The sequence below is a fragment of the Erwinia persicina genome (assembly GCF_019844095.1).
In the GTDB taxonomy this organism is placed as follows: domain Bacteria; phylum Pseudomonadota; class Gammaproteobacteria; order Enterobacterales; family Enterobacteriaceae; genus Erwinia; species Erwinia persicina.
The window spans coordinates 1705336-1728873 of the sequence record NZ_CP082141.1 but is presented as its reverse complement, the minus strand read 5'-3'; the positions used below and the strand labels follow the sequence as shown (position 1 = coordinate 1728873).

20 protein-coding genes, 1 pseudogene and 1 other annotated feature (1 of these 22 only partly in view) are annotated in these 23538 nt (G+C 57.8%); of the genes and pseudogenes, 8 read left to right on the top strand and 13 right to left on the bottom strand.

The features are described 5' to 3' along the window. The 3 genes from K6L24_RS07750 to K6L24_RS07740 form a co-directional block, all read right to left on the bottom strand. Window positions 1-1413, bottom strand: a complete 1413-nt coding sequence (locus tag K6L24_RS07750) for a glycoside hydrolase family 1 protein (RefSeq protein ID WP_187510101.1) — start codon at window positions 1411-1413, stop codon at window positions 1-3. Further along, on the bottom strand, window positions 1410-3299 hold the full coding sequence (locus tag K6L24_RS07745) for a beta-glucoside-specific PTS transporter subunit IIABC (protein ID WP_191927475.1): 1890 nt from the start codon (window positions 3297-3299) through the stop codon (window positions 1410-1412). The genes K6L24_RS07750 and K6L24_RS07745 overlap by 4 nt, the downstream gene beginning before the upstream one ends. 290 nt (window positions 3300-3589) lie before the next feature. Continuing rightward, on the bottom strand, window positions 3590-4096 hold the full coding sequence (locus K6L24_RS07740; RefSeq protein WP_062742778.1) for an SRPBCC family protein: 507 nt from the start codon (window positions 4094-4096) through the stop codon (window positions 3590-3592). Between the two features lie 121 nt (window positions 4097-4217). Between K6L24_RS07740 and K6L24_RS07735 the strand changes: the two genes are divergently transcribed. Beyond that, window positions 4218-5120: a LysR family transcriptional regulator gene (locus tag K6L24_RS07735; RefSeq protein WP_222682305.1), complete on the top strand. Its 903-nt coding sequence runs from the start codon at window positions 4218-4220 to the stop codon at window positions 5118-5120. Between the two features lie 86 nt (window positions 5121-5206). Then, window positions 5207-6223: pseudogene (locus K6L24_RS07730) on the top strand (NADH:flavin oxidoreductase/NADH oxidase); the annotation flags it as partial. A gap of 129 nt (window positions 6224-6352) precedes the next feature. Here K6L24_RS07730 and K6L24_RS07725 read toward each other — a convergent pair. The 4 genes from K6L24_RS07725 to kdoO all read right to left on the bottom strand — a co-directional run bounded on the left by K6L24_RS07725 (window position 6353) and on the right by kdoO (window position 10255). Then, window positions 6353-6877, bottom strand: a complete 525-nt coding sequence (locus K6L24_RS07725; protein WP_062742781.1) for a PadR family transcriptional regulator — start codon at window positions 6875-6877, stop codon at window positions 6353-6355. A 1-nt stretch (window position 6878) separates the two neighbouring features. Further along, the gene (locus tag K6L24_RS07720; RefSeq protein WP_187510098.1) at window positions 6879-7667 is read right to left on the bottom strand and encodes a siderophore-interacting protein; all 789 of its coding nucleotides are present in this window, start codon (window positions 7665-7667) and stop codon (window positions 6879-6881) included. Between the two features lie 125 nt (window positions 7668-7792). After that, window positions 7793-9223 (bottom strand): EmmdR/YeeO family multidrug/toxin efflux MATE transporter, encoded by a 1431-nt coding sequence (locus tag K6L24_RS07715; protein WP_118663773.1) that lies wholly within the window; start codon window positions 9221-9223, stop codon window positions 7793-7795. 135 nt (window positions 9224-9358) lie between these two features. Continuing rightward, complete coding sequence (kdoO, locus tag K6L24_RS07710; RefSeq protein ID WP_118663772.1) at window positions 9359-10255, bottom strand: Kdo hydroxylase KdoO; 897 nt, start codon at window positions 10253-10255, stop codon at window positions 9359-9361. A gap of 176 nt (window positions 10256-10431) precedes the next feature. Between kdoO and K6L24_RS07705 the strand changes: the two genes are divergently transcribed. After that, window positions 10432-11505, top strand: coding sequence for a LacI family DNA-binding transcriptional regulator (locus tag K6L24_RS07705; RefSeq protein ID WP_222682130.1), 1074 nt, complete (start codon window positions 10432-10434; stop codon window positions 11503-11505). Between the two features lie 59 nt (window positions 11506-11564). Here K6L24_RS07705 and K6L24_RS07700 read toward each other — a convergent pair whose 3' ends face one another. From K6L24_RS07700 to dacD, 3 genes are all read right to left on the bottom strand, one after another. Then, window positions 11565-11882 (bottom strand): DUF496 family protein, encoded by a 318-nt coding sequence (locus K6L24_RS07700; RefSeq protein ID WP_062742786.1) that lies wholly within the window; start codon window positions 11880-11882, stop codon window positions 11565-11567. A gap of 161 nt (window positions 11883-12043) precedes the next feature. Then, complete coding sequence (locus K6L24_RS07695) at window positions 12044-13102, bottom strand: FUSC family protein (protein ID WP_222682129.1); 1059 nt, start codon at window positions 13100-13102, stop codon at window positions 12044-12046. A 208-nt stretch (window positions 13103-13310) separates the two neighbouring features. Then, window positions 13311-14483, bottom strand: coding sequence for a serine-type D-Ala-D-Ala carboxypeptidase DacD (gene dacD, locus K6L24_RS07690; RefSeq protein ID WP_187510095.1), 1173 nt, complete (start codon window positions 14481-14483; stop codon window positions 13311-13313). A gap of 326 nt (window positions 14484-14809) precedes the next feature. Here dacD and sbcB point away from each other — a divergent pair, with 326 nt between their 5' ends. Further along, window positions 14810-16237 carry an exodeoxyribonuclease I gene (gene sbcB / locus K6L24_RS07685; protein WP_222682128.1) on the top strand — a complete coding sequence of 476 codons (1428 nt, stop codon included), beginning with the start codon at window positions 14810-14812 and terminating at the stop codon, window positions 16235-16237. Between the two features lie 62 nt (window positions 16238-16299). On the opposite strand, the gene K6L24_RS07680 is transcribed toward sbcB, so the two are convergent. Both K6L24_RS07680 and K6L24_RS07675 read right to left on the bottom strand, forming a co-directional pair. Then, the gene (locus tag K6L24_RS07680; protein ID WP_222682127.1) at window positions 16300-17667 is read right to left on the bottom strand and encodes an APC family permease; all 1368 of its coding nucleotides are present in this window, start codon (window positions 17665-17667) and stop codon (window positions 16300-16302) included. 468 nt (window positions 17668-18135) lie between these two features. After that, a complete protein-coding gene (locus tag K6L24_RS07675) occupies window positions 18136-19554 on the bottom strand; it encodes a glutamine synthetase family protein (RefSeq protein ID WP_174522403.1) in 1419 nt (472 codons plus the stop codon). A gap of 219 nt (window positions 19555-19773) precedes the next feature. Here K6L24_RS07675 and puuD point away from each other — a divergent pair, with 219 nt between their 5' ends. Genes puuD through K6L24_RS07660 form a run of 3 tightly spaced genes read left to right on the top strand, consistent with a single transcriptional unit; the run spans window position 19774 to window position 22396 of the window. Beyond that, window positions 19774-20538, top strand: coding sequence for a gamma-glutamyl-gamma-aminobutyrate hydrolase (puuD, locus tag K6L24_RS07670; protein WP_222682126.1), 765 nt, complete (start codon window positions 19774-19776; stop codon window positions 20536-20538). Beyond that, a complete protein-coding gene (puuR, locus tag K6L24_RS07665) occupies window positions 20535-21092 on the top strand; it encodes an HTH-type transcriptional regulator PuuR (protein WP_062742791.1) in 558 nt (185 codons plus the stop codon). Before puuD ends, puuR begins: the two co-directional genes overlap by 4 nt. Window positions 21093-21118: 26 nt before the next feature. Beyond that, a complete protein-coding gene (locus K6L24_RS07660; protein WP_118663765.1) occupies window positions 21119-22396 on the top strand; it encodes an NAD(P)/FAD-dependent oxidoreductase in 1278 nt (425 codons plus the stop codon). A gap of 87 nt (window positions 22397-22483) precedes the next feature. Here K6L24_RS07660 and K6L24_RS07655 read toward each other — a convergent pair whose 3' ends face one another. Then, complete coding sequence (locus tag K6L24_RS07655; protein ID WP_062742793.1) at window positions 22484-23311, bottom strand: SDR family oxidoreductase; 828 nt, start codon at window positions 23309-23311, stop codon at window positions 22484-22486. A 178-nt stretch (window positions 23312-23489) separates the two neighbouring features. Here K6L24_RS07655 and hisL point away from each other — a divergent pair, with 178 nt between their 5' ends. Further along, window positions 23490-23537, top strand: coding sequence for a his operon leader peptide (hisL, locus tag K6L24_RS07650; protein ID WP_118665699.1), 48 nt, complete (start codon window positions 23490-23492; stop codon window positions 23535-23537). Then, window positions 23513-23538, top strand: a sequence feature (His leader region); it runs 97 nt beyond the window's last position. It overlaps the preceding gene by 25 nt.

Below are 23538 nucleotides of genomic sequence, written 5' to 3'. Positions count from 1 at the left end.
TTAACGGACCGTACCATTGCTGGCGATCACCCGCTGATACCAGCTGAAACTGGCCTTGCGGATGCGCCGTAATGCTTTCAGATCCTGCTCGTCACGATCGACATAAATAAACCCGTAACGTTTGCCATACCCCTGATGGGTACTGACCACGTCAATGGCAGACCACGGGCAGTAACCCATCAGCGACACGCCATCGTCTATTGCCAGCTGCATCTGCTCAATATGCCGACGCAGGAAATCAATGCGGTAATCATCGGCAATGATATCCCCCTCCTCCAGCACATCCGGCGCGCCCATGCCGTTTTCTGTGATCAGAATCGGCAAATGATAGCGCTCCCAGGTTTTCCGCAGCGTCAGGCGCAGCCCCACCGGGTCAACAACCCAGCCATAAGGCGTTTTCTCCACCCATGGATTATCGGCTGCGCGATAGACACCGGGCTCACCGAGCATGATTTGCTGATCACCCGCCCGGGCACTGACGTCCGATGCATCGCCCCGGCTGGCGGCAATGGTCGCCGTCGAGTAGTAATTGATCGCCAGAAAATCCGGTTTCCCGGCCAGCAGGATCTCGGCATCGCCTGCGGCCATCTGTGGCGCGATGCCGCGATCCTGCAGATAACGCCAGGCCAGCGAGTTATAGCGCCCGTGTGCCGCCACATCGAGAAAGCTCCAGCAGCGCAGGGTTTCCCAGTTGTGAGCGGCAATCGCATCCTCAGGGCGGCAGGTTGCCTGATACATTGAGGTAGTATTGATAGCCGGACCAATTTTGCTGCCGGGCAGCATCTGATGGCACAGCGCCATCACCCGTGCCTGGGCCAGCATCATATGATGGTTCTGCTGCCACAGCGAGGCCGCTGAGGGCAGCTCGCCCCCCGGCGGCAGACCGATAGCGCCAGGATGCAGGATCATCGTGTTCTGTTCGTTGATGGTCAGCCAGTGTCTGACCTTACCACCAAAGTGGCTGAACAGCGTGCGCGCATAGGCCACAAAGGCATCGATGGTCGCGCGATCTTCCCAGCCGCCCTGCTGCTCCAGGCACCAGGGCAGGTCGAAGTGATAGAGGGTCGCTACCGGCTCAATACCGTGGCGGTTCAGCTCATCAATCAGACGATCGTAGAAGGCCAGACCGGCGGGATTGACCTCGCCAACGCCGTCGGGAAGGATCCGCGTCCAGGCAATGGAGAAACGGTAGGCCTTCAGGCCCAGCTCCGCAAACAGCTGCACATCCTCCAGGCAGTGATGATAATGATCGCTGGCGACGGTAAAGTCGGCCGTTTCCTGCGGGTGCTGGCACATATCAATGATCGACGGGCTTTTTCCGTCCTCATTCCACGCGCCCTCGACCTGATACGCAGAGGTCGATGCCCCCCATAAAAACCCGTCAGGGAAAGGCGCTGACTGCTGATAAATCATAAGGTATCCGCCTGTTTTGTGGTTGTCAGGGCTAATAAAGGTGTCCCCATCGCTGCCGTCTCTCCGGCCAGCACCTGCACGGACGAGTAGTCATCGCTGTTGACGATCAACACCGGGGTGATCAGCGCATATCCGGCGGCGATCACGGCCTCAGCGTCAAAGGTGACCAGTACCTCGCCGCTGCGTACCCGATCGCCCACCTGCAGTGAGGAGGTGAAATGGGTGCCATTGAGGTTAACGGTGTCGATGCCGATATGGATCAGCACTTCTGCACCGCTGTCTGACAGGATCCCGACGGCATGTTTCGACGGCAGGAAGGTGACCACCACGCCGTTAACCGGCGAGCGCAGCTCACCGAGATCCGGGAGGATCGCGATACCCTGCCCCAGCAGCCCCTTCGAAAAGACGTCATCCGGCACCGCCGACAGCGGCAACACGCGCCCGCTTAACGGACTGAGTAGCGTTTCGCTTACCTGAGCCACGGCCACCGGAACAGCCGGTGTGGCTGCCGCATCCGGGTGTACCACTTCATCAGGGTTAACCGGATCGTCAAAACCCAGCACCCAGGTCAGGGCAAAGGTGACCACAATCGCTATCAGGCAGGTCACCAGCGCATGAACGATATTCATCGGGTTTTCGCCAATAAACGCCGGCAGCGCGGCCAGTCCCGGCGAGACAAAGGCATAGCGCACCACGCCACTCAGTCCCGCGTAAATCCCGGCGCAGCCGCCACCAATCATCGCGGCAATCAGCGGGCGTTTAAGCTTCAGCGTCACACCGTACAGGGAGGGCTCGGTAATGCCCAGCAGCGCGGTAAAACCGGCGGAAGAGGCCAGCTGCTTCAGATCTTTATTTTTCGTTTTCAGTGCAACGCAGAGGGTGGCAGCGCCCTGAGCGATATTGGACGCCAGCATGCCCGGGCCGTTAATGGTTTCAAATCCCTGACGGGTTAACTGCATGGTGGCAATCGGGGTCATCGCCCAGGCCGTGCCGGTGATCACCAGGAAGGGTTGCAGGCCGCCCATCAGCATCGGGATCAGCCAGCTGGCCTTGACGTTGATCGCCGCTGCGCCGCTGGCAACAAGGTCATTGAGAAGAATACCGAAGGGCCCGATCGCCACCAGCGCCAGCGGTGCCGTAACCAGCAGCACAATCATCGGCTTGGTAAAGAAGGTGATCATCGGGGGGGATACACGCTCTGCGAAGCGCTCCACCCACGACATGATCCACACGGTAAAGATGATCGGCAGAACCGAGCCGGCATAATCAGCCAGGCGAACGTCAATGCCGATAAAGGTGATCTCCCCGCCTTTTGCCAGCATCTGGGCCAGATTCGGGTGCAGCAGCGCGCCGGCAATGGTCATGGCGAGGATGGGGTTACAGGCGAACTTGATCGCCGCCCCGTAGGCCAGCAGCACCGGCAGGAAGAAAAAGGCCGCATCGGCAATGGTGTCCAGCAGCTGATAGGTAGTGCTGCTGGCTTCGATCGCACCGCTGAGTTTGAGAATGGCCAGCAGCGCCTTTATCATCCCGGCCCCGGTGATGGCCGGAATAACGGGCGTGAAGGTGGTGGATATCACGCTGATGATCTGGCTAAAAATACCGCCCTTTGCCGCTGCCGGTTTGCCCGCCGGGGCTGCCGTGCCGAGGGCATCCAGCAGCGTTCGATAGGTTTGCTGCACCTGGTTGCCGATGACAATCTGGAACTGACCGCCACTCTCCACCACACCGATCACGCCGGGGAGTTTTTCGATCTTCTCCTTCTGTACGAGACGGGGGTCACTGAACTCCAGGCGCAGGCGCGTGGCGCAGTGCGTCAGCCTGCTGATATTATTTTTACCGCCGGTGAGCGCCAGGATCTCATGGCCGAGTTGTTTGTAATCCACGGTATTCCCTCAAAAAAAACCAAAAAAAAAGACCAAAATAAAAATGCGCCTCATCAAAGAGGACGTGCATTTTCATTTTGGTCTTGCCTGCTTTACCAGTGACATGCCGCAATAAAAAAGGGCGCAACCTGTCAAACCGTTGCGCCGCGATTATCATCATTTCCGGCGTTAACTGGCAATGACTCCCATAACAGATTGGGATCTGGCTCTCATGTTTTGGTGAATAAACCGCGTGGCGGCCCCCCGGCAAGGATCAGACTGCGGTTTTCCGCAGCCGCGTCCGGTCCGTTTCAGACCGCGCGGGCTGCTGCAATCATGCCGTCCAGCCACGCCTGATGACCATTGGTCATCGGATTGGGGCGTACAGACGCCAGATCGCGGGCAGGTTTACCGTTCTGTGTTTCCTGCGTCAGCAAGCGGACGCGGGCGCCCGGCAGTGCTTCAATCAGCCAGGCATGATGCACATCCAGGCGGCTTTCGCTGTCGTCTCCGCACCAGCCATGCCAGGCGATGCGTCCTGCCCGCCCCGCCAGCGGCGGCTCAAATTCGTTTACTTCGGCCTCAACCTGGAAACCAAAGGTGGTGAAGCGAAAGCGTGCGCCATCCGTCAGACGTGGGCCAGTGCCATCGTAGAAACGTATATCACTGGCATTGCTGTAGTAACCCGGCCATGCCGCCGTATCGGTCAGCTTGTCCCACAGCGCCTCAACGCTGACCCCGGTGATGATCATTTCATTGGAGGCAAAGTTATCGCTAAAACCGGGAATATAGCCTTGTGGCCAGATAATGCTGTTCATCAGGAAGATGCCTTTTCGTTGTGAAGTTGAGGCTATGCTGCGCCCGCCTGAGACATAAAACCAATCGCCATCTTGTATTTAAGATATCATCAAAACAAATATCTTAATCTGTGAGCCTGCCATCATGACCGATATCCGCACGCTGGATCTTAACCTGCTGAAAACTCTGGACGCGCTGCTGGATGAACGTAGCGTGACCCGCGCCGCGCAGCGGCTGGCCCTGACGCAGCCGGCGGTCAGCGGGATGCTGACCCGGCTGCGCGAGTGTTTTGATGACCCGCTGTTTACCCGTACCCGTCACGGCATCACCCCTACCCTGCGTGCGCTGGAACTGGCTACGCCGGTGAAACAGATCCTCGGCGAAGTCAGCCTGCTGCTGCAGCCGACGGTTTTCCAGCCTGCCAGCGCACAGATGTCACTGCACATTGCCGCTACCGACTATGCGCTCAGTGCCGTTGTCGTCCCCTTTATTGCCGCGCTGCGCCAGCAGGCACCCGGCGTGCGCGTCAGCGTGCAGCCGGTGATCGACGGGCGGCTGGCAGAGCAGATGGCCCGGGGTGAAACCGACCTGGCACTGGTCACTCCGGACACCACGCCGCCGGAGCTGCATGCCCGCCACCTGTTTGACGAGCAGTACGTCTGCCTGCTGCGCTCCGGGCACCCGGATGCGGCAGCAGGCACCCTGCCCTTAGATCGTTTTTGCGCGCTCGATCATGCGCTGGTCTCACACAGCGGAACGCAGTTTCGTGGCGTCACCGATGAGGCGCTGGCGGCTGTCGGCCGGCAGCGCCGGGTGACGCTGGCGGTCAGCAGCTTTCTGGTATTGCCGGAGATCCTGCGCAGCAGTGACCTGATCGCCGTTGTGCCGCAGCGTCTGGCAGCCAGCGCTCCCGATCTGGTGCAGATGGTCCCGCCCGTCACCCTTAGCGGATTCAGTAAAACCCTAGCCTGGCATGAGCGCAGCCACCGCGATGCGGGACACCGCTGGCTGCGGGCGCTGCTGTTCGCTACGCTGTCGGCGTGATTAGCACGCGACGCTTATCAGCCCGCGTGCTTCGTGGCGTAATGTTATTGACTGTCTCTCTAACCCATTAATATTACAGGTTGATTATGTCCGCACTGTTTACGCCGTTTACCCTGAAAGATGTCACGTTACGTAACCGCATTGCCGTCCCCCCTATGTGCCAGTACAGCGCCGAAGAGGGCCTGACCACTGACTGGCACCAGGTTCACTATCCGGCCATGGCACGCGGCGGTGCCGCTCTGGTGATCGTGGAAGCGACCGCAGTATCACCGGAAGGGCGTATCACCCCGGGATGTACCGGACTGTGGAATGACCAGCAGGCAGAGGGCATGGCCCGGATTGCCGCATCGATTAAAGCCGCAGGTGCCGTACCGGGTATCCAGATTGGGCACGCCGGGCGTAAAGCCAGTGCCAATCGTCCGTGGGAAGGCGACGATCATATCGCCGCCGGAGATCCGCGCAGCTGGCAGACTCTCGCCCCTTCCGCCGTGGCGTTCGGCCATCATCTGCCGCAGGTGCCAAAGGCGATGACCCTGGAGGATATTGCCCGGGTGAAAAGGGATTTTGTCGCTGCTGCGCGCCGCGCGCGTGATGCCGGGTTTGAGTGGCTGGAGCTGCACTTCGCCCACGGTTATCTGGCTCAGAGCTTCTTCTCCGTTCACGCTAACCAGCGCACCGACGAGTACGGCGGTGACTTCGCCGGACGTAGCCGCTTCCTGCTGGAAACCCTGGCTGCCGTCCGTGAAGTATGGCCGGAAAACCTGCCGCTGACGGCACGTTTTGGCGTGATTGAATATGACGGACGTGACGAGCAGACGCTGGCAGAATCCATTGAACTGACCCGGCTGATGAAGCAGGGTGGCCTGGATATGCTTAACGTCAGCGTCGGTTTCTCGATTGCGGAAACTGAGATCCCGTGGGGGTCTGCTTTCCTGGCTCCGGTGGCAGCGCGCGTGCGTCGTGAAGCGGATCTGCCCGTGGCGTCGTCGTGGGGCATTGAGGTGCCAGAGGTGGCCGAGCGGGTCATTGCGGAACAGCAGATGGACCTGGTGATGATTGGCCGCGCCCATCTCGCCAACCCCCACTATCCGTACTACATGGCAAAAAAACTTAACGTTGAGCAGCCTTCCGGGGTTCTGCCTGTGACCTATGCGCACTGGCTGCAACGCTATCGTTTAGAAGAGTAGTTCACTGAAGACCGGGGCGTTCATCCCCGACCGCCCCGATCTGCTTCAGCTACGTTCAATCTTCTTTGCGGCCTCATCCAGCGCATCAATAATGGCAAACAGCGTCTGCTGTGACAGCCCGTCCTGCGACAGGCGCACGTTGAGCGCCGTCTTCATATTGTGGATAGCGCGCTCCACATCCGGCAGGCTGCGGTTATTGACCAGTACGGCCAGCGTGGAAAGGCGCTGGACGATCGCCGTGACGGCAGGCTGATGCTGCGCCAGCTGCGCCTGTCCCGCCGCTTCCAGACGGTAGGCTTTACGTGCCGCCAGCGGATCGACGACGGCAATGCACTCCATCTCCTCCAGCAGCGTCAGGTTAGGATAAATAATCCCCGGGCTGGGGGTATATTCCCCCTTCGACAGCTCCTCAATGGCTTTGATCAGCTCGTAGCCGTGCGCGGGCCGCTGACGAAGAAAATGCAGCAGCAGCAGCCGGATATCGCTGGCATCCACTATTTTTTCCCGACGCTTCCTGCGGCCCACGCGGGCTGTGCTGTCTGCCTGGCAGGCGGAGGATCCCGACCGCATCTTACTTGTCGTGCCAGTAGGCGACGGCACGCACATAGGTCGCATCGCAGCCGCGCTGTTCAATAAAGTAGTCACTGAGTTTTTTGACAAACTCACCCTCACCCGTCAGCCAGATAAAGTAATCCCCGGCCGGCAGCGGCAGCGTATTGAAGGTATCAATCAGTGCAGCCAGATTTTCTGGCTGCATATTGCCGCTGCCCATCCAGGTGACATCAACGCCGTTCAGCTTTTCCAGGTAAGCCTGACCGACGGCTTCATCCACCCACGCGAACAGCTTATGCTGCTGACCGCTGACGGTTTCCTGGCGGCGTTTAAAGGCGGGCAGCCCGCTTTCATCACAGACATACAGCTGGAACGCATAATCATCCGGCACCACCAGCGAACCGCGCGGCCCGCCAATGGCCAGCCTGTCGCCAGGCTGTGCCTGTGCCGCCCAGTCGCTGGCCACGCCGCCGTCATGAATAAAGAAATCCAGCGTCAGGGTGTTCGCCACCCCGTCAAAAAACAGCGGCGTATAGTCACGGGAAATTGGACGCTGTCCCTCCTTCCACACCACGCCTTCCTCCGTGACCTCGGGCAGGTTCAGCGTGCCGCTGGCGTCCGGGAAGAACACTTTGATGTGGTCATCAAAACCGGGCGAGGTGAAGCCCGACAGATCCTCACCGCCAAAGTCGATGCGCCAGAAGCTTTCGGCCACCCGGGTTTTACCGGTGACAGTCAGCTGGCGGAAACGCAGCTCATTTCGCACGCGCTGCGGCGCACGGCTTGCTTTCACAGAATCAGTGGACATGTTTACCCTTAGTGTTTGTTGAAATCAGGAATCATTCTCATTTAAGGGTAAAATATATCTATGATATATCTTGATAGCAACCCCGGGCTGCCGGTTTCCGGGGGGAAAAGGGTGCAATCTGTGCGCTATTGCTTTTCAGGGAGTGGCCGGTATTTCCACAGCCAGCGTCCGCTGTTCATCCGGCGGTAGAAACACGCGCCCCGGATCATCCAGTCGAGGAACATCCCCATCCAGATGCCCACCACGCCAAAGCCCAGCACGACGCCCAGCAGATAGCCAGCCACAATCCGTCCGCCCCACATACTCAGCAGGGATACCCACATGGTATAGCGCGCATCCCGCGCGCCCTTCAACCCGGCGGGAAGCACCCACGATGCCGCCCACAGCGGCATAAAGGCGGCATTAAGCCACACCAGCAGTTTCACCACATGGATGACCTCTTCATCGCGGGTGTAGAACTGCGCCAGCAGTCCGGCAAACGGCACGGTCAGCAGCGCCAGCGCGCAGAGAAAGAAGGTCGACATCCAGAAGATATAGCGCAGCTGGCGCTCCGGCTGGCCTAGCTGCCCGCGTCCGAGGCGCGTGCCGACAATAATCGTGGAGGCCGAACCGAGCGCATTGCCCGGCAGGTTAATCAGCGACACGATGGAGAAAGCAATGAAGTTACCGGCAATGACATCCGTGCCCATCCCGGCGACAAAAATCTGGGTTAACAGCTTGCCGCCGTTAAACAGCACGGATTCGATACTGGCCGGAATACCAATCCCGAGGACTTCCCGCAGGATGCTCATATTCAGACGGGTGAAATAGCTTTTCAGCGAGATTTTCAGCGCCGGGACAAAACCAATCACCAGCACGTAAATCACTGCCGCCGCACCGATATAGCGCGAGATGGTCAGCCCTAACCCCGCGCCGACAAATCCCAGCCCGTGCCATGAGAAACAACCGTAGATAAGAATGCTACTGATGATGATGTTGAGGATATTCATCCCGCCGTTGATCAGCATCGGAATTTTAGTATTTCCCGCCCCGCGCAGAGCCCCGCAGCCGATCAGCGCAATGGCGGCAGCCGGGTAGCTCCAGGCCGTGGTTTGCAAATAGGAGAGCGCCAGCGCTTTCACCTGCGGCTCGGCTTCACCGGCAATCAGATCGATGATCTGTGGGCCTGCAAACTCAATCGTCAGCGCCAGCAGGACGGCAAACACCGTCATAATAATCAGCGACTGTCGGGCTGCGGCGACCGCTCTTTCCCGGTTAAGTTTACCGAGGCTGAACGCCACGACTACCGTGGTACCGAGGTCGATAGCGGCAAAAAAGGAGATAACCACCATGTTGAAGCTGTCGGCCAGACCGACCCCGGCCATCGCTTCTTTGCCCAGCCAGCTTACCAGGAAGGTACTGAGTACCCCCATCAGCAGGACGCAAAGATTCTCAAAAAAGATAGGCACGGCCAGAGGGGTTATTTCACGCCAGAACAGTACCCGCGAAGAACGTCTTTTCGGATACCATGCAGTACGCTTTATCGCCTGCTGCAGAGAAACGCTGAGGTTTTGCAAGATTGATCCAGTTTTTCACAGGAGAAATGAGCCTACGCTAACCAGATGATGGTAAAAGACCGGTCAATATGCAAAGTCTTTTTATGTTTCAAAATACGGCAAAAAAAGGTGGCGACCCGGGGCCGCCCGGTCCCTTTACAGCAGCCGTCGGTGCAACAGTTTTTCCAGCACCGCGACGGGGGCCTGTTCAGGATGTTTCATACCGGTAAGCGGCAGTAAAAACGTCTGCTCCAGCATAAACTGACCGCGCATGGCGGCATGGGGCGTCTGGTCAGCAAAACAGACCCAACTGCTGCCGGCAGGTAAGGTCAGAGCGACCTGAGGCCCCTGCTCCTGATAGCCCTGGTCAGCTTTCATCGCATCATGCAGCCGCAGCATCATATGGTCATAGCGCGTACGGTAGGATTTGGTCATGCCCAGACGGTGTTGCAGCCAGCTGTTCAGGGGAGAATAGCCTTTCATATGCGGCATAAAGCGCTGCGCCAGCACCGGGAACGGCTCACCGACGCGCCACTCGCGGCTCTCACCTGCGGGATTGATATTGGTAAAAATGCGCAGGATGCGCTCCCCCTGAATGGGCCGGGAAGGAAACGCATCAACATGCAGGCGGCTGTCATCTTTGCGCCATGAGCTCTTTTCCCGCCATGCCGTGACCGGGTGCAGGCGCAGCGTATTGACCGGCGAGTGCAGCGCATGCCGGTATTCGGGCAGAAGCGCATCCACCAGTTGCAGGCAGTGCTGATAATAACGTGCCAGCAGCTGGCTGACCTGAGGCGCATTTTCCGGACGGGCAAGACCGCGCAGCTGCCCTTTTTCGGCATTAAAGCTGATGTTTTTACGCTTAGGATCGGTCAGTGCGGGGGTAAGTAACGCCTGTTCCTCCGGCAGCAGGGAAAACGTCAGGCGGGGTAGAAACAGGACTTTACCCTGCTCCAGCGACTCCAGTGCGTGGGTATCTGGGAGTAACTCATCCCAGCGGGTCAGGGGCAGCGTACAGATGACCTGCTCCCGGGATAACGATTGTTCTGCCATATTATATCCTTATAGACTGCGGTAAGATCCTGTGAGATTAGCGAACAGTATATTCCCGGGGTTAAATCAAAATTAAACCAGAGTTCAACCGGATGGACAGAATCGGTGCCGCTACACAGCACCGAATGCGGATCACTTTTATTGCTAAACTGCGCGATTAAAAACAGGAGTTAACCATGAGATCCCGCTCTGTGACGCTGGAAGATGTCGCCAGCGCCGCCGGTGTGTCTTATCAGACCGTTTCCCGGGTACTGAACCATTCAGACCAGGTTGCAGAACAGACCCGCAAACGGGTGGAAGCGGCCATGCAGGCGCTGAATTATGTGCCCAACCGGGTGGCGCAGCAGCTGGCCGGGAAAAACACCCGTACGCTCGGTCTCGCCACCAGCGATCTGGCGCTGCTGGCCCCGGCGCAGATCGCGTCAGCCATCCAGCAGCGAACCAGCCAGCTGGGCTATCATCTGGTGATTGCCATGGCCGACGAGGGTGGCCCACAGCAGGCGGTCAGCGATTTGCTCTCTCAGCGCGTGGATGCGCTGTTAATCAATGTGCCGCTGGATGCCCTGGCGGCGCAGCAGATAGAACGAATGGCGGCCTCCCTGCCCTGTCTGTTTCTGGATGTCGCTGACGATGCCAATGTGGCCAGCTGTAGCTTCAGCGCCCATACCGGTGCGCGCCAGGGCGCGGAGCATCTGTTGCAGCTCGGGCACCAGCGTATTGCACTGCTCAACGGTCCGGCAGATTCCGTGGCGGCACGCGCACGCACCGCAGTCTGGCGTCAGGTGCTGGAGGAGCATCATCTGACGCCATTCCGGCAGTTAGAAGGTGACTGGAGCGCGCAGTCGGGCTATCTGGCCGTGATACAGCTGACAGGGCAGGCGTTACCGACTGGCCTGCTGGTGGCAAATGATCAGATGGCATTAGGGGCGATGCAGGCGCTGCATCAGATGGGCGTGGCCGTCCCTGCGGAGGTATCCGTGGTGGGATACGATGATACGGCCGACAGTGCCTGGTATCAGCCGCCCCTGACCACTGTGCGCCAGGATATGCGCCATCTGGGTGAAAGAAGCGTTCAGTGGCTGACCGGGCAGCTTGAACAACCCGGCAGACAGGCGCCGCTGCCGCCCTTTGCCACCGATCTGGTGGTGCGCGCCAGCACGGCCGCACCGCGCGCGGCAAAACGCCTCGCGCATCCGATTGCGACTGAGCTGCGACGACTGGCGCAGCAGCTGGACAATGACGTGCCATAAAAAAAGCCGGGCTGCTGAAGCCCGGCTTTATCGTACTGCTCTGCTCTGACCGTGCGTTGTTACGCTTTCGGCTCGCCCAGAGATTTCAGTTTCTTGGACAGGTCACGACGCTCTTTCGACAGGTCAGCATTTTTGATGATGTAGTCATCAACGCGATCTTCATAATCGCTGCGCATGCTGGCGATGATTTCCTGGATAGCTTCTACGCTCATGCCTGGCTTGATGTATTCGCCGAGGTTGTCCAGCAGCAGCACACGCTTCTGGTTATCACGGATTTTCTTTTCATTGTCGGTAATTTCACGTTGAAGCTTGTTTTTACGACGGAACATACGCACGAACTCCAGTACGTCCTGAAATGATTGTTTTGCATTTTCCATGAAGACACCTTTCATTTGGGCCTGCGCATACAGGCATCATTATCGTGGCTATCAGCTTAACGGCGGGCCGCTGCCGATGGCAATTTTAAACTTACTGAACCGGATTCCCCCTATCTTACCCTGAAGCGAGTCAGCTCGCAGTAAGTTGTTGCTGGAACATTCTATTTTCGCAACGTCAGGCGGATCAACTCGGTCAGTCTTTCTAACTGACTGGCCATTTCCAGGCTCAGCCAGACATAGCCGTGGATGGGCGTTTCAACCAGTTCATCGCTGTCCGATTCCGCGATCAGCTGGCGCAATTCACGGGTGATCTCTGCCAGTTCCTCGCTGTTAGCCGCCATTTTACCCGTATCACCTTCAACGATGACACGTGACAGCGCGCGCAGGGTATTTTCCGTCATCTGCTGGGTTCTGCGCAGCGCCGGGGCATTGAGCATAATCAGATGACTCTGACGCGATGCCCACCAGGCATTCAGCTGAAGCTCGAGCGTACAGACCAGGTTGCGGTTCAGGGTCTGGATCCCCTCAAACACCGAGCGCGGCGTGCGCGTCTCTTTGCTGGAGGGCTCAATCAGCGCCCGCATTTTGATCACATTACTCAGCAGGCGCTGCAGCGGACGCGTCAGGCGCGGTTTCTCCACCAGGTTAGGCGAAAATCCGGCATGATAGACGCGGGCGGTTTCCAGCAGCAGGTCGGAGAGCTGAATGCGCCAGTGGGTATAGGCCTTTTGTGAATAGATACTGGTAAACAGCAGCGCCAGCAGCGACCCGAGGATCACATCGCCCCCGCGCCACAGTGCGGTGGTCATATCGCCCGGCACCCCGCCGCAGATCACCGCCAGCGTGATACCAATCAGCAGCGCCATATACGGGTGCTTACCCAGCGTCAGAAAACCACTGATAAACATCACCGCTGCACACCATAACAGCATCACCGGCAGGGAGATCAGCTCCAGTTTGAGCGCAATCAGTCCGGAGATAGAACCAAAGATCGTGCCGCCAATACGCTGCACCGCGCGGGGGAAAACATTGCCCCACGAGGAGATCGGCCCCATCACCACCACCAGGGTGATCAGCGGCCAGCTGCCTTCCGGGATCGCCATCACCCTGACCAGCAGGAACGTCAGAATGAAAGCCAGCGCGATACGCACGCCGTGCACGATGCGATAATTACGATACAGGCTGAATTCAAAGGCCGTCAGCGGCTTGTCCGGTCGCAAAGGTGGCTCCGAAAGAAGAAGAATGAGCGGGACATCATACCTGAAGCGGGGGACGGGAGCAGACGGAGAATCGTCGTTTTACGGCTGTTTTTCCTCTCATTTAATCAGGGTAAGCAGCAGAAAACACTTAACTTACCCTGCGGAAACATAGCATTAATCAACCATTTTCTTCTGACGGATGACATTCACACTTTTATCACAACGAGGATCATAGCTTCAGCTTGATCCAGTCGCTGATGCGGGTCACGATCCCCGCCTCCTCAACCGGCTGCAGCGCCACCAGCGGATAGCTGGCCAGCGTTTTGTCACCTTCTACCAGCTGGATGGTGCCCACCTGCTCATGCAGTTTGATTGGCGCTTCCAGATCCTTACGGTCAATGACATATTTCGCTTTCACCTTTTGCACCTCTTCACGTGGCAGCGCCAGGAAAACGTCATTTTCACTGCCCAGAGAAATACGGTGCGGGTTGCCGTACCACACGGTTTCATGACCAATCTCTTTGCCGGCGTGGAACAGCTGTACCGTATCAAAGTTATTCTGGCCCCAGGTCAGCAGCTTACGCGCCTGCTCTTCCCGCCCTTTTGAGCTTTTCCCGCCCATGATCACCGCAATCAGGCGGCGCTGGCCGTCGACGCTGGAGGCGATGATATTAAAGCCGGCACTTTCGGTATGCCCGGTTTTCAGGCCGTCGACGTGCAGCGTTTTGTCCCACAGCAGCCCGTTGCGGTTCTGCTGGGTGATACCGTTCCAGGTGAGCGACTTTTCACTGTACATCTGATAAAAATCCGGTTCCCCGCTGATAATGGCCCGGGAGAGAATGGCGAGGTCACGAGCCGTCGTAAACTGTCCGGGCGCATCCAGCCCGTGTACGGTTTCAAAGTGGGTATTACTCAAACCCAGCTTTTCAACGTACTGGTTCATCAGCGTGACAAAACTCGCCTGGCTGCCGGCAACATAATCGGCCAGTGCAACACAGGCATCATTGCCGGAATCAATAATTACCCCCCGGCTGAGGTCGCGAACGGACACTTTATCACCCGGCTTAAGGAACATCAGCGAAGAGCCTTTAAACACCGGATTGCCCCCGGCCCAGGCGTCCTTACCAACGGTAACAATATCGTCACGGGTGATGCGCTTTTTATCAATGGCGCGATCCACAACATAGCCGGTCATCAGCTTCGTCAGGCTGGCCGGGTTGCGGCGTTCATCCGGGTTGCCTGAGGTCAGGATCTGGCCTGTGGTCGCATCCATCAGCACCCAGGAGGCGGCATCAATCGCCGGGGACGTGAGCGGGAATGCCAGGGCGGGCTGGACTTCAGCAACGGCGACACGACTCAGCGCCATGGCCAGACAGAAACTTACAAGCTGATGCTTTTTCAACGATCAATCCTCAACATATCCAGAATAAAAAACTGCGCCTGTTGTACGGCATCCGCCATGTCTTTGCGTGACTAAATTGCAAGAAAATATGAATAAATCAGGGGATTAGCGGAAATTTTTTTTCTGGCTCTCCCTCTCCTGCCTGCGGGATGTTTCCGTCCTGCCGCGAGGCAATGCCAGGGAACCAGAGCGGTCAGCCGCTGACCCATTTCGTGCATCTTCAGATATGGTTTACACTGACAGCCTATGTCAATGCGGGAAGGTTCACACAGGGAATCAGGCACTGCGTTTTCAACAGTTAACAAACAGAAGTGGACAGCGAAACAGTGAAAGACACAGCGAACCAACCGACCTTCCTTTTCCATGATTACGAAACCTTCGGTAAAAGCCCGTCGCTGGACCGCCCTGCGCAGTTCGCCGGTATCCGTACCGATATGGATTTTAATATTATCGGTGAGCCGGAGGTGTTCTACTGTCAGCCTGCGGATGATTACCTGCCGCAGCCCGAAGCCGTGATGATCACCGGCATTACTCCGCAGATTGCCCGCGAACGCGGCGTCAGTGAAGTGGAGTTTACCCGCCGTATTCATCAGTTGTTCAGCGAGCCCAATACCTGCGTGGTCGGCTATAACAACGTGCGTTTTGACGATGAAGTCACCCGTAATCTGCTCTACCGCAATTTTTACGATCCCTATGCCTGGAGCTGGCAGTACGGCAACAGCCGCTGGGATCTGCTGGACGTGATGCGGGCCTGCTATGCTCTGCGCCCGGACGGCATTGAATGGCCGGAAAATGACGACGGTTTACCCAGCTTCCGCCTGGAACATCTGACCAAAGCCAATGGCGTCGCCCACGAAAACGCCCATGATGCCATGTCGGACGTCTACGCCACTATTGCCATGGCGAAGCTGGTTAAAGAGAAGCAGCCACGCCTGTATGACTTCCTGTTCAGCCACCGCAACAAACAGAAGATCAGCGCACTGGTGGATATTCCCCAGATGAAGCCACTGGTGCACATTTCGGGCATGTTTGGTGCCGCACGCGGCAACACCAGCTGGATAGCGCCACTGGCCTGGCACCCGGATAACCGCAATGCCCTGATTACCTGCGATCTCGGCGGCGATATGGCCCCCCTGCTTGAGCTGGATGCCGACGCGCTGCGCGAACGGCTGTATACCCCGCGCAGCGAGCTGGATGGTGCCTCTGCGGTGCCGTTAAAGCTGGTGCATATCAATAAGTGCCCGGTGGTGGCCCCGGCGAATACGCTGCGTCCGGAAGATGCCGAACGCATCGGCATTGACCGCCAGCGCTGCCTGGACAACCTTGCCCTGGTGCGCCAGCATCCGGAAATTCGCGAAAAAGTGGTGGCCCTGTTTGCCGAAGCGGAACCCTTTACGCCGTCGGACGACGTAGATGCCCAGCTCTATAACGGTTTCTTCAGCGACGCCGACCGGAATGCGATGAATATCATTCGGCAGACCGCCCCGGAAAACCTGCCGGCACTGGATTTAGCCTTTAATGACGGGCGTATTGAGAAGCTGCTGTTCCGCTTCCGCGCACGCAACTTCCCCGGCACGCTGGACGACGCGGAACAGAAACGCTGGTTACAGCATCGCCGCGAGATGCTGAACCCGGAACGGGTACAGCGCTACGTCCAGGAGCTGGAAATGCTATTTAATCAGTACGAAGGGGATCAGGTGAAGCTCGGCCAGCTGAAGGCGCTGTTTGAGTATGCAAGGGAACTGGTGTCCTGATATGAAAAAGGCGGACCGCAACAGGCGGCCCGCCCTTAAAACAGATTGATGACCCCGCAGGATTACATCAGATCTTCACTGCACTGCGGCACCGGGTTACGGAAGCTGCGGGTAACAACTGCCAGATACAGCAGGCCAATCGCCCCCCACACCAGGCCAAGAATCATTGAGCTCTCTTCCAGGTTAACCCACAGTGCCCCGACGGTCAGCGCCCCCATCAGCGGCAGCACCAGGAACTTGATGTTGTCTTTAAAGGTCTTGTTGCGCTTCTCACGGATCCAGAACTGTGAAATCACCGACAGGTTAACGAAGGTGAAGGCCACCAGCGCACCAAAGTTAATCAGCGCCGTTGCGGTCACCAGATCGAAGGTGATGGAGGACAGCGCGATCACGCCGACCAACAGCACGTTCAGCGCTGGCGTACGCCATTTCGGATGAACGTAGCCGAAGAAGCTGACCGGGAAGACCCCGTCACGCCCCATCACATACATCAGACGCGAAACGCCCGCATGCGCAGCCATACCGGAAGCCAGCACCGTGACACAGGAGAAGATCAGAATGCCGAACTGGAAGGCCTTGCCCGCCACGTAGAGCATGATTTCCGGCTGTGACGCGTCCGGATCCTTAAAGCGCGAGATATCCGGGAAGTACAGCTGCAGGAAGTAGGACACCACGATAAAGATGACGCCCCCGATCAGCGCGGTCAGGAAGATCGCTTTTGGGATCACGCGCTCTGCGTCTTTCGTCTCTTCGGACAGCGAGCTGATGCCATCAAAACCGAGGAACGAGAAGCAGAGTATGGTCGCCCCGGTGATCATCGGCACCACGTTGGCGTTTTCCGACCAGAATGGCCTGCTGCTGACCAGCGTGCCTGCGCCTTCACCGTGCGCCACACCCCAGACCACCATCGCCATGATCGCGACCATCACCACCACCTGCAGCACCACAATCACGCTGTTGAAGTTGGCAACGGTTTTAATGCCTTTGAGGTTCGAGAGGGTCATAAAGCCCACCAGCAGCACCACAAAGATCCACGAGGGAACCCCGGGAACCAGCGCTTCCCAGTAAATTTTCGCCAGTAAAATATTGATCATCGGCATAAACAGATAATCAAGCAGCGAAGACCAGCCGACCATAAAGCCGACGTGCGGGCTGATCGCTTTCTGCGCATAGGTATAAGCCGAACCCGCAGAAGGGAAACGACGTACCAACTGGCCGTAGCTCAGTGCGGTAAAAAGAATAGCAATCAGCGCGAATGCGTATGCGGTCGCGACGTGGCCATCCGTCAGGCCAGAAACGATGCCAAACGTATCAAACAAGGTCATTGGCTGCATATAAGCCAGACCCATCATGACAACAGGCAGTAACGTCAGCGTTTTTTTCAGTTTTGCACGCGGCTGGGCGGCGGGATTCAGGTGATCAAGCGACATGATTCAATCTCCCCATAGCATCAACCGTTCTGGGTTGAACCACAGGGGAGCTACGCAGGGTGCGATAGCTTTTCAAAAGAGGATTCTGGGAATAACAGGCAGGCGTGAAGGTATTACCTGCTGTGGCGCCGTAGTCATCGCGCTGGCGGATCCCAGCAAACGCTGGAGTAAGAAGGTGAAGCCCCATGGTTGTTTCCTCAATAAGACACGTCAAAGTGTATTTAAAAGCGAATATCTATCCGGTTCTGGACCGGCCTCTTTAAAGGCGAAAAAAGTTCCTGCTTAAGCGACGAATAAAAAAATACCGCCGCCGGGTAAATCAGCGTCGGTTTACAGGTATCGTTTTGCAGGGCGCGTATTTTGCACCAGATTAAGGCACGAAGACAACCCCCCGAGAGCTTCACTTACAATTAATTGTTATCTCAACAGTAAGCCAGGCGTGACAGGCACGCCCGCAGGGGGGAAACCTCAGGCATTTTTCAGCATCCAGTCAATTTCTGTCGCCGTAATCAGCCGTTCAAACTGCATCAGTTCATGGTGTTTGCATTGATGCCAGACAAAACCAAAACGCGTGCCCAGCAGCGCCTGCATCGCATGGCTTTGCTCAAAGGCTACCAGCGCATCGCTCTGACGAATGGGCAGCGGGTTCCCCTCCGCTTCATGCCCGTTGCCTTTTACCGCAGGGGGCAACGGCAGCTGATTATCCAGACCGTGCAGAATGCCGGCCAGTATCGCCGCCATCACCAGATAAGGATTGGCATCCGCTCCGGCCACCCGGTACTCGACGCGGTGGTTGTCACGATCCCCGCAGGGGATGCGTAGCGCCACGGTGCGGTTATTGTGGCCCCATGAGGCCTGCAGCGGTACAAACGCATCCGGCAGAAAACGGCGATAAGCATTTACATTGGGGGCCAGCAGCGCCATGGAGGCGGGCATCAAATCGATCATCCCGGCCAGCGCGCGCCTGAGAAGCGGTGAATCACTGCCGTCATCCCCGGCAAAGGCATTATGATCTGCCGCGTCCAGCATGCTGATATGCACATGCATTCCGCTACCCGCATAGGCTTCATAAGGTTTCGCCATAAAGGTGGCGTTCATGCCGTGCTGCTCGGCCACCTGACGCACCAGCCTTTTCAGCTGTACGGCATGGTCGCAGGCATTAAGCACATTGCGCGTGTGGTGCAGGTTGATTTCAAACTGCCCGGGCGAGGCCTCCGCCAGCGCCCCCTCGGCCGGGATCCCCTGTAAATGCGCCAGCGCGTCAATATCACTGAGCACCGCAGAGAAATGATCAAGATTATCGACCGAGTAAACCTGGTTCTGCATATTACGTTCGTCGCTGCCCGGCGCACACGGCGGCTGAATATCCCCTTCCGCATCGCGCTGCTTATCGACCAGATAGAACTCCAGCTCTACCGCTACCACCGGAAACAGTCCCCGGTTGCGCAGGCGCTGCCAGAGGTGATTGAGGACATTTCGGGGTTCAACGTCAAAGGGAGTGCCATCTTGATTGCACATGGTCAGCAGGACCTGTGCAAGATGCTGCGGGTCGGCGGCAGAGGGGGTGAGCGAGCCTTCAACCGGCATACAAATATTGTCGGGCTCCCCCATTGCCTGACCGAGTCCGGCTTCTTCTACGGTATTGCCCAGAATGTCCATGGCGTAAACCGAGGCGGGGAAGTAGCAGCCCTTATCAAGCTTGCTCAGGCTGGCGATGGGGATGCGTTTTCCACGAAAAACGCCGTTTAAATCGTTGAGGAGAATATCGGCATACTGCGTGTCAGGATAGCGTTCCAGATAGGCCTTCACCTCATTCCGGAACGCGCTGGTTCGTTTCTCTTCACTGTGCCGCGTGAAGTCTTCTACTTCGACAATATTGGTCATCACGTCACCCTTTCAGGTTGTTGAAAACTGCTCAAAATAACAGCCACTCTATTAACATAGCGCTAACAGAAAAAGTGTGCAAATGTTACAGGGCGCTTTATTTCTGGCCTTATTGCGTTTGAATATTAAGCAGGTGATTGCTAGATTGAAAATATATTGCACAGTTTCCGGCCTTTCGGGGCCTGCGTGGTTGATATATTGACCAGCCAGACAGGGGGAGTAATGGGCATTATTTTTGACAAGCCATTGATTGGCGTGGTGATGTGCCAGATTGACAAAGGCGGCCATCCCACGCAGATGGTGCATAACAAATATCTCGACGCGATCCTGATGCACGGCGGCGTTCCGCTGGCCCTTCCCCACGGGCTGATGTCGTCTCCTGATCTATTAGAAAACGCGATGACCGTTCTGGATGGCATCCTGCTGACCGGCAGTCCAAGCAACATTGAACCCCGGCACTACGGTGAAAGTGGTGTGGAGTCGCTGGCTGACCCCGGGCGCGACCGCCTCGCCTTTGCCCTGATCCGCTTCGCGCTTGAACATCGCATGCCGCTGCTGGCGATCTGCCGGGGGTTGCAGGAACTGGTGGTGGCCACCGGCGGCACGCTGCACCGTCAGCTGCACGAGGTGCCGGGCCTGCAGGAACACCGCGAGGATGAAGCGCTCCCTCTTGACCAGCAGTATGCCCCGGCCCATGAAGTCTGGCTTGCGCCCGGTGGCCTGCTGGCTTCGCTGGCCGGTGACGGAGAGACATTCCGGGTCAACTCATTACATCAGCAGGGTATCCGCACGTTGGGTGACTGCCTGCGCGTTGAGGCCCGCGCCGCAGACGGCCTGATTGAAGCGGTCAGCCATCGTCAGCACCCGTTTGCCCTCGCCGTCCAGTGGCATCCGGAATGGCATAGCGACTCATCGCCCCTCTCCCGCCCGCTGTTTGCGGGCTTTATTGCGGCCTGTCAGCAGGCCAGAGCGGATGCACGACAATGAGCGAAACCTCTCTCGCCCCCGGACGGCGACTGGCAGAAATTCGCCAGCAGATGGGGCTGTCGCAGCGGCGCGTGGCCGAGCTGTCCGGGCTGACGCACAGCGCCATCAGCACCATCGAACAGGACAAAGTCAGTCCGGCCGTCAGTACCCTGCAAAAACTCCTGAAGGTCTATGGCCTGTCGCTGTCGGCGTTTTTTGCCGAAAAGGTCATCGATGCAGCGCCAAAAGTGGTCATTGATGCCCACGAGCTGGTTGAGATTGGCAGTCAGGGCGTCTCACTGCGCCTGATCCATAACGGGGATCCACAGCGCACGCTGGCGATGCTGCTGGAAACGTATGAGCCGGGGGCGACCACCGGTGAGCGGATCCGCCATCAGGGTGAAGAGACCGGTACCGTGCTGGAAGGCGAGATCGTGCTGACCCTCAGCGGCCAGAACTACAGGCTGCATACCGGTCAGAGCTATGTCATCGACACCGGTCAACCCCACAGTTTTACCAATTCGTCCACCCGGCCGTGCCGCATTATCAGCGCACATACTCCGGCCACACTCTGACTTATTTACGGAATCAAGGAGAGCGCATGGAACATATTCACAGCTACTATGCCGCCACCGCCAACGCACACGCTCCCTGGCCGCAGCTGGAAGAGGATATTCAGTGTGATGTCTGCATCATTGGCGGCGGATTTACCGGGCTGTCATCCGCGTTGTTCCTGACCGAAGCGGGTTACGATGTGGTCCTGCTGGAGGCCGCGCGCGTAGGCTTCGGTGCCAGCGGACGCAACGGCGGTCAGGTAGTCAATTCTTACAGCCGCGATGTTGATGTGATTGAGCAGCGCTACGGTAAAGAAACAGCGCGCCTGCTGGGTAGCATGATGTTCGAGGGGGCGGCGATTATCCGCGATCGTATCGATCGCTATGCCATTGACTGTGACTATCGCCCCGGGGGGATATTTGCCGCGCTGAATAACCGTCAGATGCAGCATCTCACGACCCAGCATCAGCTGTGGCAGCGCTATGGTAATCATGACATTGAGCTGCTTGACCAGAGCGGTATTCGCCGGGAAGTGGGATCAGAACGCTACGTCGGCGGGCTACTGGACAAGCGCGGCGGGCATATTCATCCGCTGAATCTGGCGCTGGGTGAAGCGGAGGCGGTGCGGCGTCACGGCGGGCGTATTTATGAACACTCCGCAGTCACGGCAGTGCACTATGGTTCTCCCCACCGCCTCCGTACTGAACGCGGAAGCGTCAGCGCACGCTTTGTGATCTTTGCCGGCAATGCCTATCTTGCCCCGCATCTTGAGCCGCGCCTGGCGAAAAAAAGCCTGCCCTGTGGCTCGCAGATTGTCGCCACCGAGCCGCTGTCAGCTGACCAGGCCCTGGCACTGCTGCCCAATCACCGCTGCGTAGAAGACTGCAACTATCTGCTGGATTATTTTCGCCTGACCGCCGATAACCGACTGCTTTACGGCGGTGGCGTGATCTACGGCGCGCGCGACCCGGGGGATATCGATGCCCTGATCCGCCCCAAGCTGCTGAAAACCTTCCCGCAGCTGGCCGGAATAAAGTTTGACTATGCCTGGAGCGGCAACTTTCTGCTGACCCTGTCGCGCATGCCGCAGTTCGGGCGGCTGGAAAATGGCGTCTATTATATGCAGGGGGACAGCGGGCATGGAGTCACCAGCACTCACCTGTCAGGCAAACTGATTGCTGAAGCACTGCGAGGTGATGCGGAACGCTTTGATGCCTTTGCAAAACTTCCCCATCTGCCTTTCCCGGGGGGACGCCGCCTGCGGGTGCCGTTAACGGCTATCGGCGCGGCGTGGTATGCGTTAAGAGACAGGTTGGGGGTGTAAGGGGGATCGTAAAAAAGGTCGGACAATGGCGCGGCTGGCCTCCCCCGTTGTACCGGCTGACCTGCTGTTTGGGTCAGCCGTCATTCATTACGACAGCGGCATTCGGTTCGGGTCAGGATACTGATATTCAAACCCCAGCTCGCGACAGATTTTACTGCCATCAATCAGCTTGCCGGTGTTGCTGTCGCTGTCGTCAACAAAGGTAGGCGGCTCGAGGCCCAGCTGACGGGCAACCTGCGGATAAAATGCTTTACGCGCCGGATGGGCGGGTGCACTGAGGTTATAAATATGACCGCCTTTGGGCGTTTGCAGCAGCAGGGTTATCGCCTCTATCACATCGTCCAGATGCACGAGGTTAACCCCCTGCGAACCATTGTTCAGATCGGTCTTCCCTGCCAGGAAACGACCGGGATGACGCCCTGGCCCCACCAGTCCCGACAGCCGGAGGATATCAACAGAGGTATTCGGCAGCTGATGCAGCCAGCTTTCCAGCGTCCTCAGCGTCTGCCCAGCCACGCTGACCGGCTCCAGCGCATGACTCTCTTTCGTCAGCCCCTGGCCATCGCCGTAGACCGAGGTCGAACTGGTGAAAATAATGCGTGGCACGCTATAGGCCAGCGCGCTGTCCACCAGCTGCTGCACCGCCAGCAGATAATTTTCACCCCCGGCGGCGGTCCGGCTGGCAGGCAGGGTGATCACCAGCGCATCCACGTCAAGAAGCGCGTCAAGGTCATCGGCCTCGCAGTGTAGCTCCGGCGTCAACTCCAGCTGGTAGCTGTCAATACCGCTGTTACGGGCGGCATTCACCCCGTCAAGGGTGGTTTTCGTCCCCGTCACCTGCCAGCCTGCGGCCGTCAGCGACATGGCCAGCGGCATTCCCAGCCATCCCAGCCCCACTATTGCGACTCGTTTCATCCCTCAGCTCCTGTTTATACAGACGGTAATTCCCTCAGGCTACGCCAGCCCTTCCCGGGTGACAACCCACAGATGATAAGAGAATTTTTCAACATTCATAAAAAAGGGTTGCGCCACGCGCCTAATCTCGTTAGGTTAATTGTCACGAAATGAATATCCATTCATCCAAGAGAATTTTATGAAACGCGTTCAGTTCAATCACCATCATCACCATCACCCTGACTAGT

Excerpts from the sequence above, each read along its gene's own strand:
- K6L24_RS07660 (WP_118663765.1), top strand. The coding sequence starts at position 21,119 with ATGGAACATATTCACAGCTACTATGCCGCCACCGCCAACGCACACGCT.
- puuR (WP_062742791.1), top strand. The coding sequence starts at position 20,535 with ATGAGCGAAACCTCTCTCGCCCCCGGACGGCGACTGGCAGAAATTCGC.
- kdoO (WP_118663772.1), bottom strand. The coding sequence starts at position 10,255 with ATGGCAGAACAATCGTTATCCCGGGAGCAGGTCATCTGTACGCTGCCC.
- K6L24_RS07655 (WP_062742793.1), bottom strand. The coding sequence starts at position 23,311 with ATGAAACGAGTCGCAATAGTGGGGCTGGGATGGCTGGGAATGCCGCTG.
- K6L24_RS07720 (WP_187510098.1), bottom strand. The coding sequence starts at position 7,667 with ATGTCCACTGATTCTGTGAAAGCAAGCCGTGCGCCGCAGCGCGTGCGA.
- K6L24_RS07680 (WP_222682127.1), bottom strand. The coding sequence starts at position 17,667 with ATGTCGCTTGATCACCTGAATCCCGCCGCCCAGCCGCGTGCAAAACTG.
- K6L24_RS07725 (WP_062742781.1), bottom strand. The coding sequence starts at position 6,877 with ATGCGGTCGGGATCCTCCGCCTGCCAGGCAGACAGCACAGCCCGCGTG.
- K6L24_RS07700 (WP_062742786.1), bottom strand. The coding sequence starts at position 11,882 with ATGGAAAATGCAAAACAATCATTTCAGGACGTACTGGAGTTCGTGCGT.
- K6L24_RS07705 (WP_222682130.1), top strand. The coding sequence starts at position 10,432 with ATGAGATCCCGCTCTGTGACGCTGGAAGATGTCGCCAGCGCCGCCGGT.
- K6L24_RS07740 (WP_062742778.1), bottom strand. The coding sequence starts at position 4,096 with ATGAACAGCATTATCTGGCCACAAGGCTATATTCCCGGTTTTAGCGAT.
- puuD (WP_222682126.1), top strand. The coding sequence starts at position 19,774 with ATGGGCATTATTTTTGACAAGCCATTGATTGGCGTGGTGATGTGCCAG.
- K6L24_RS07750 (WP_187510101.1), bottom strand. The coding sequence starts at position 1,413 with ATGATTTATCAGCAGTCAGCGCCTTTCCCTGACGGGTTTTTATGGGGG.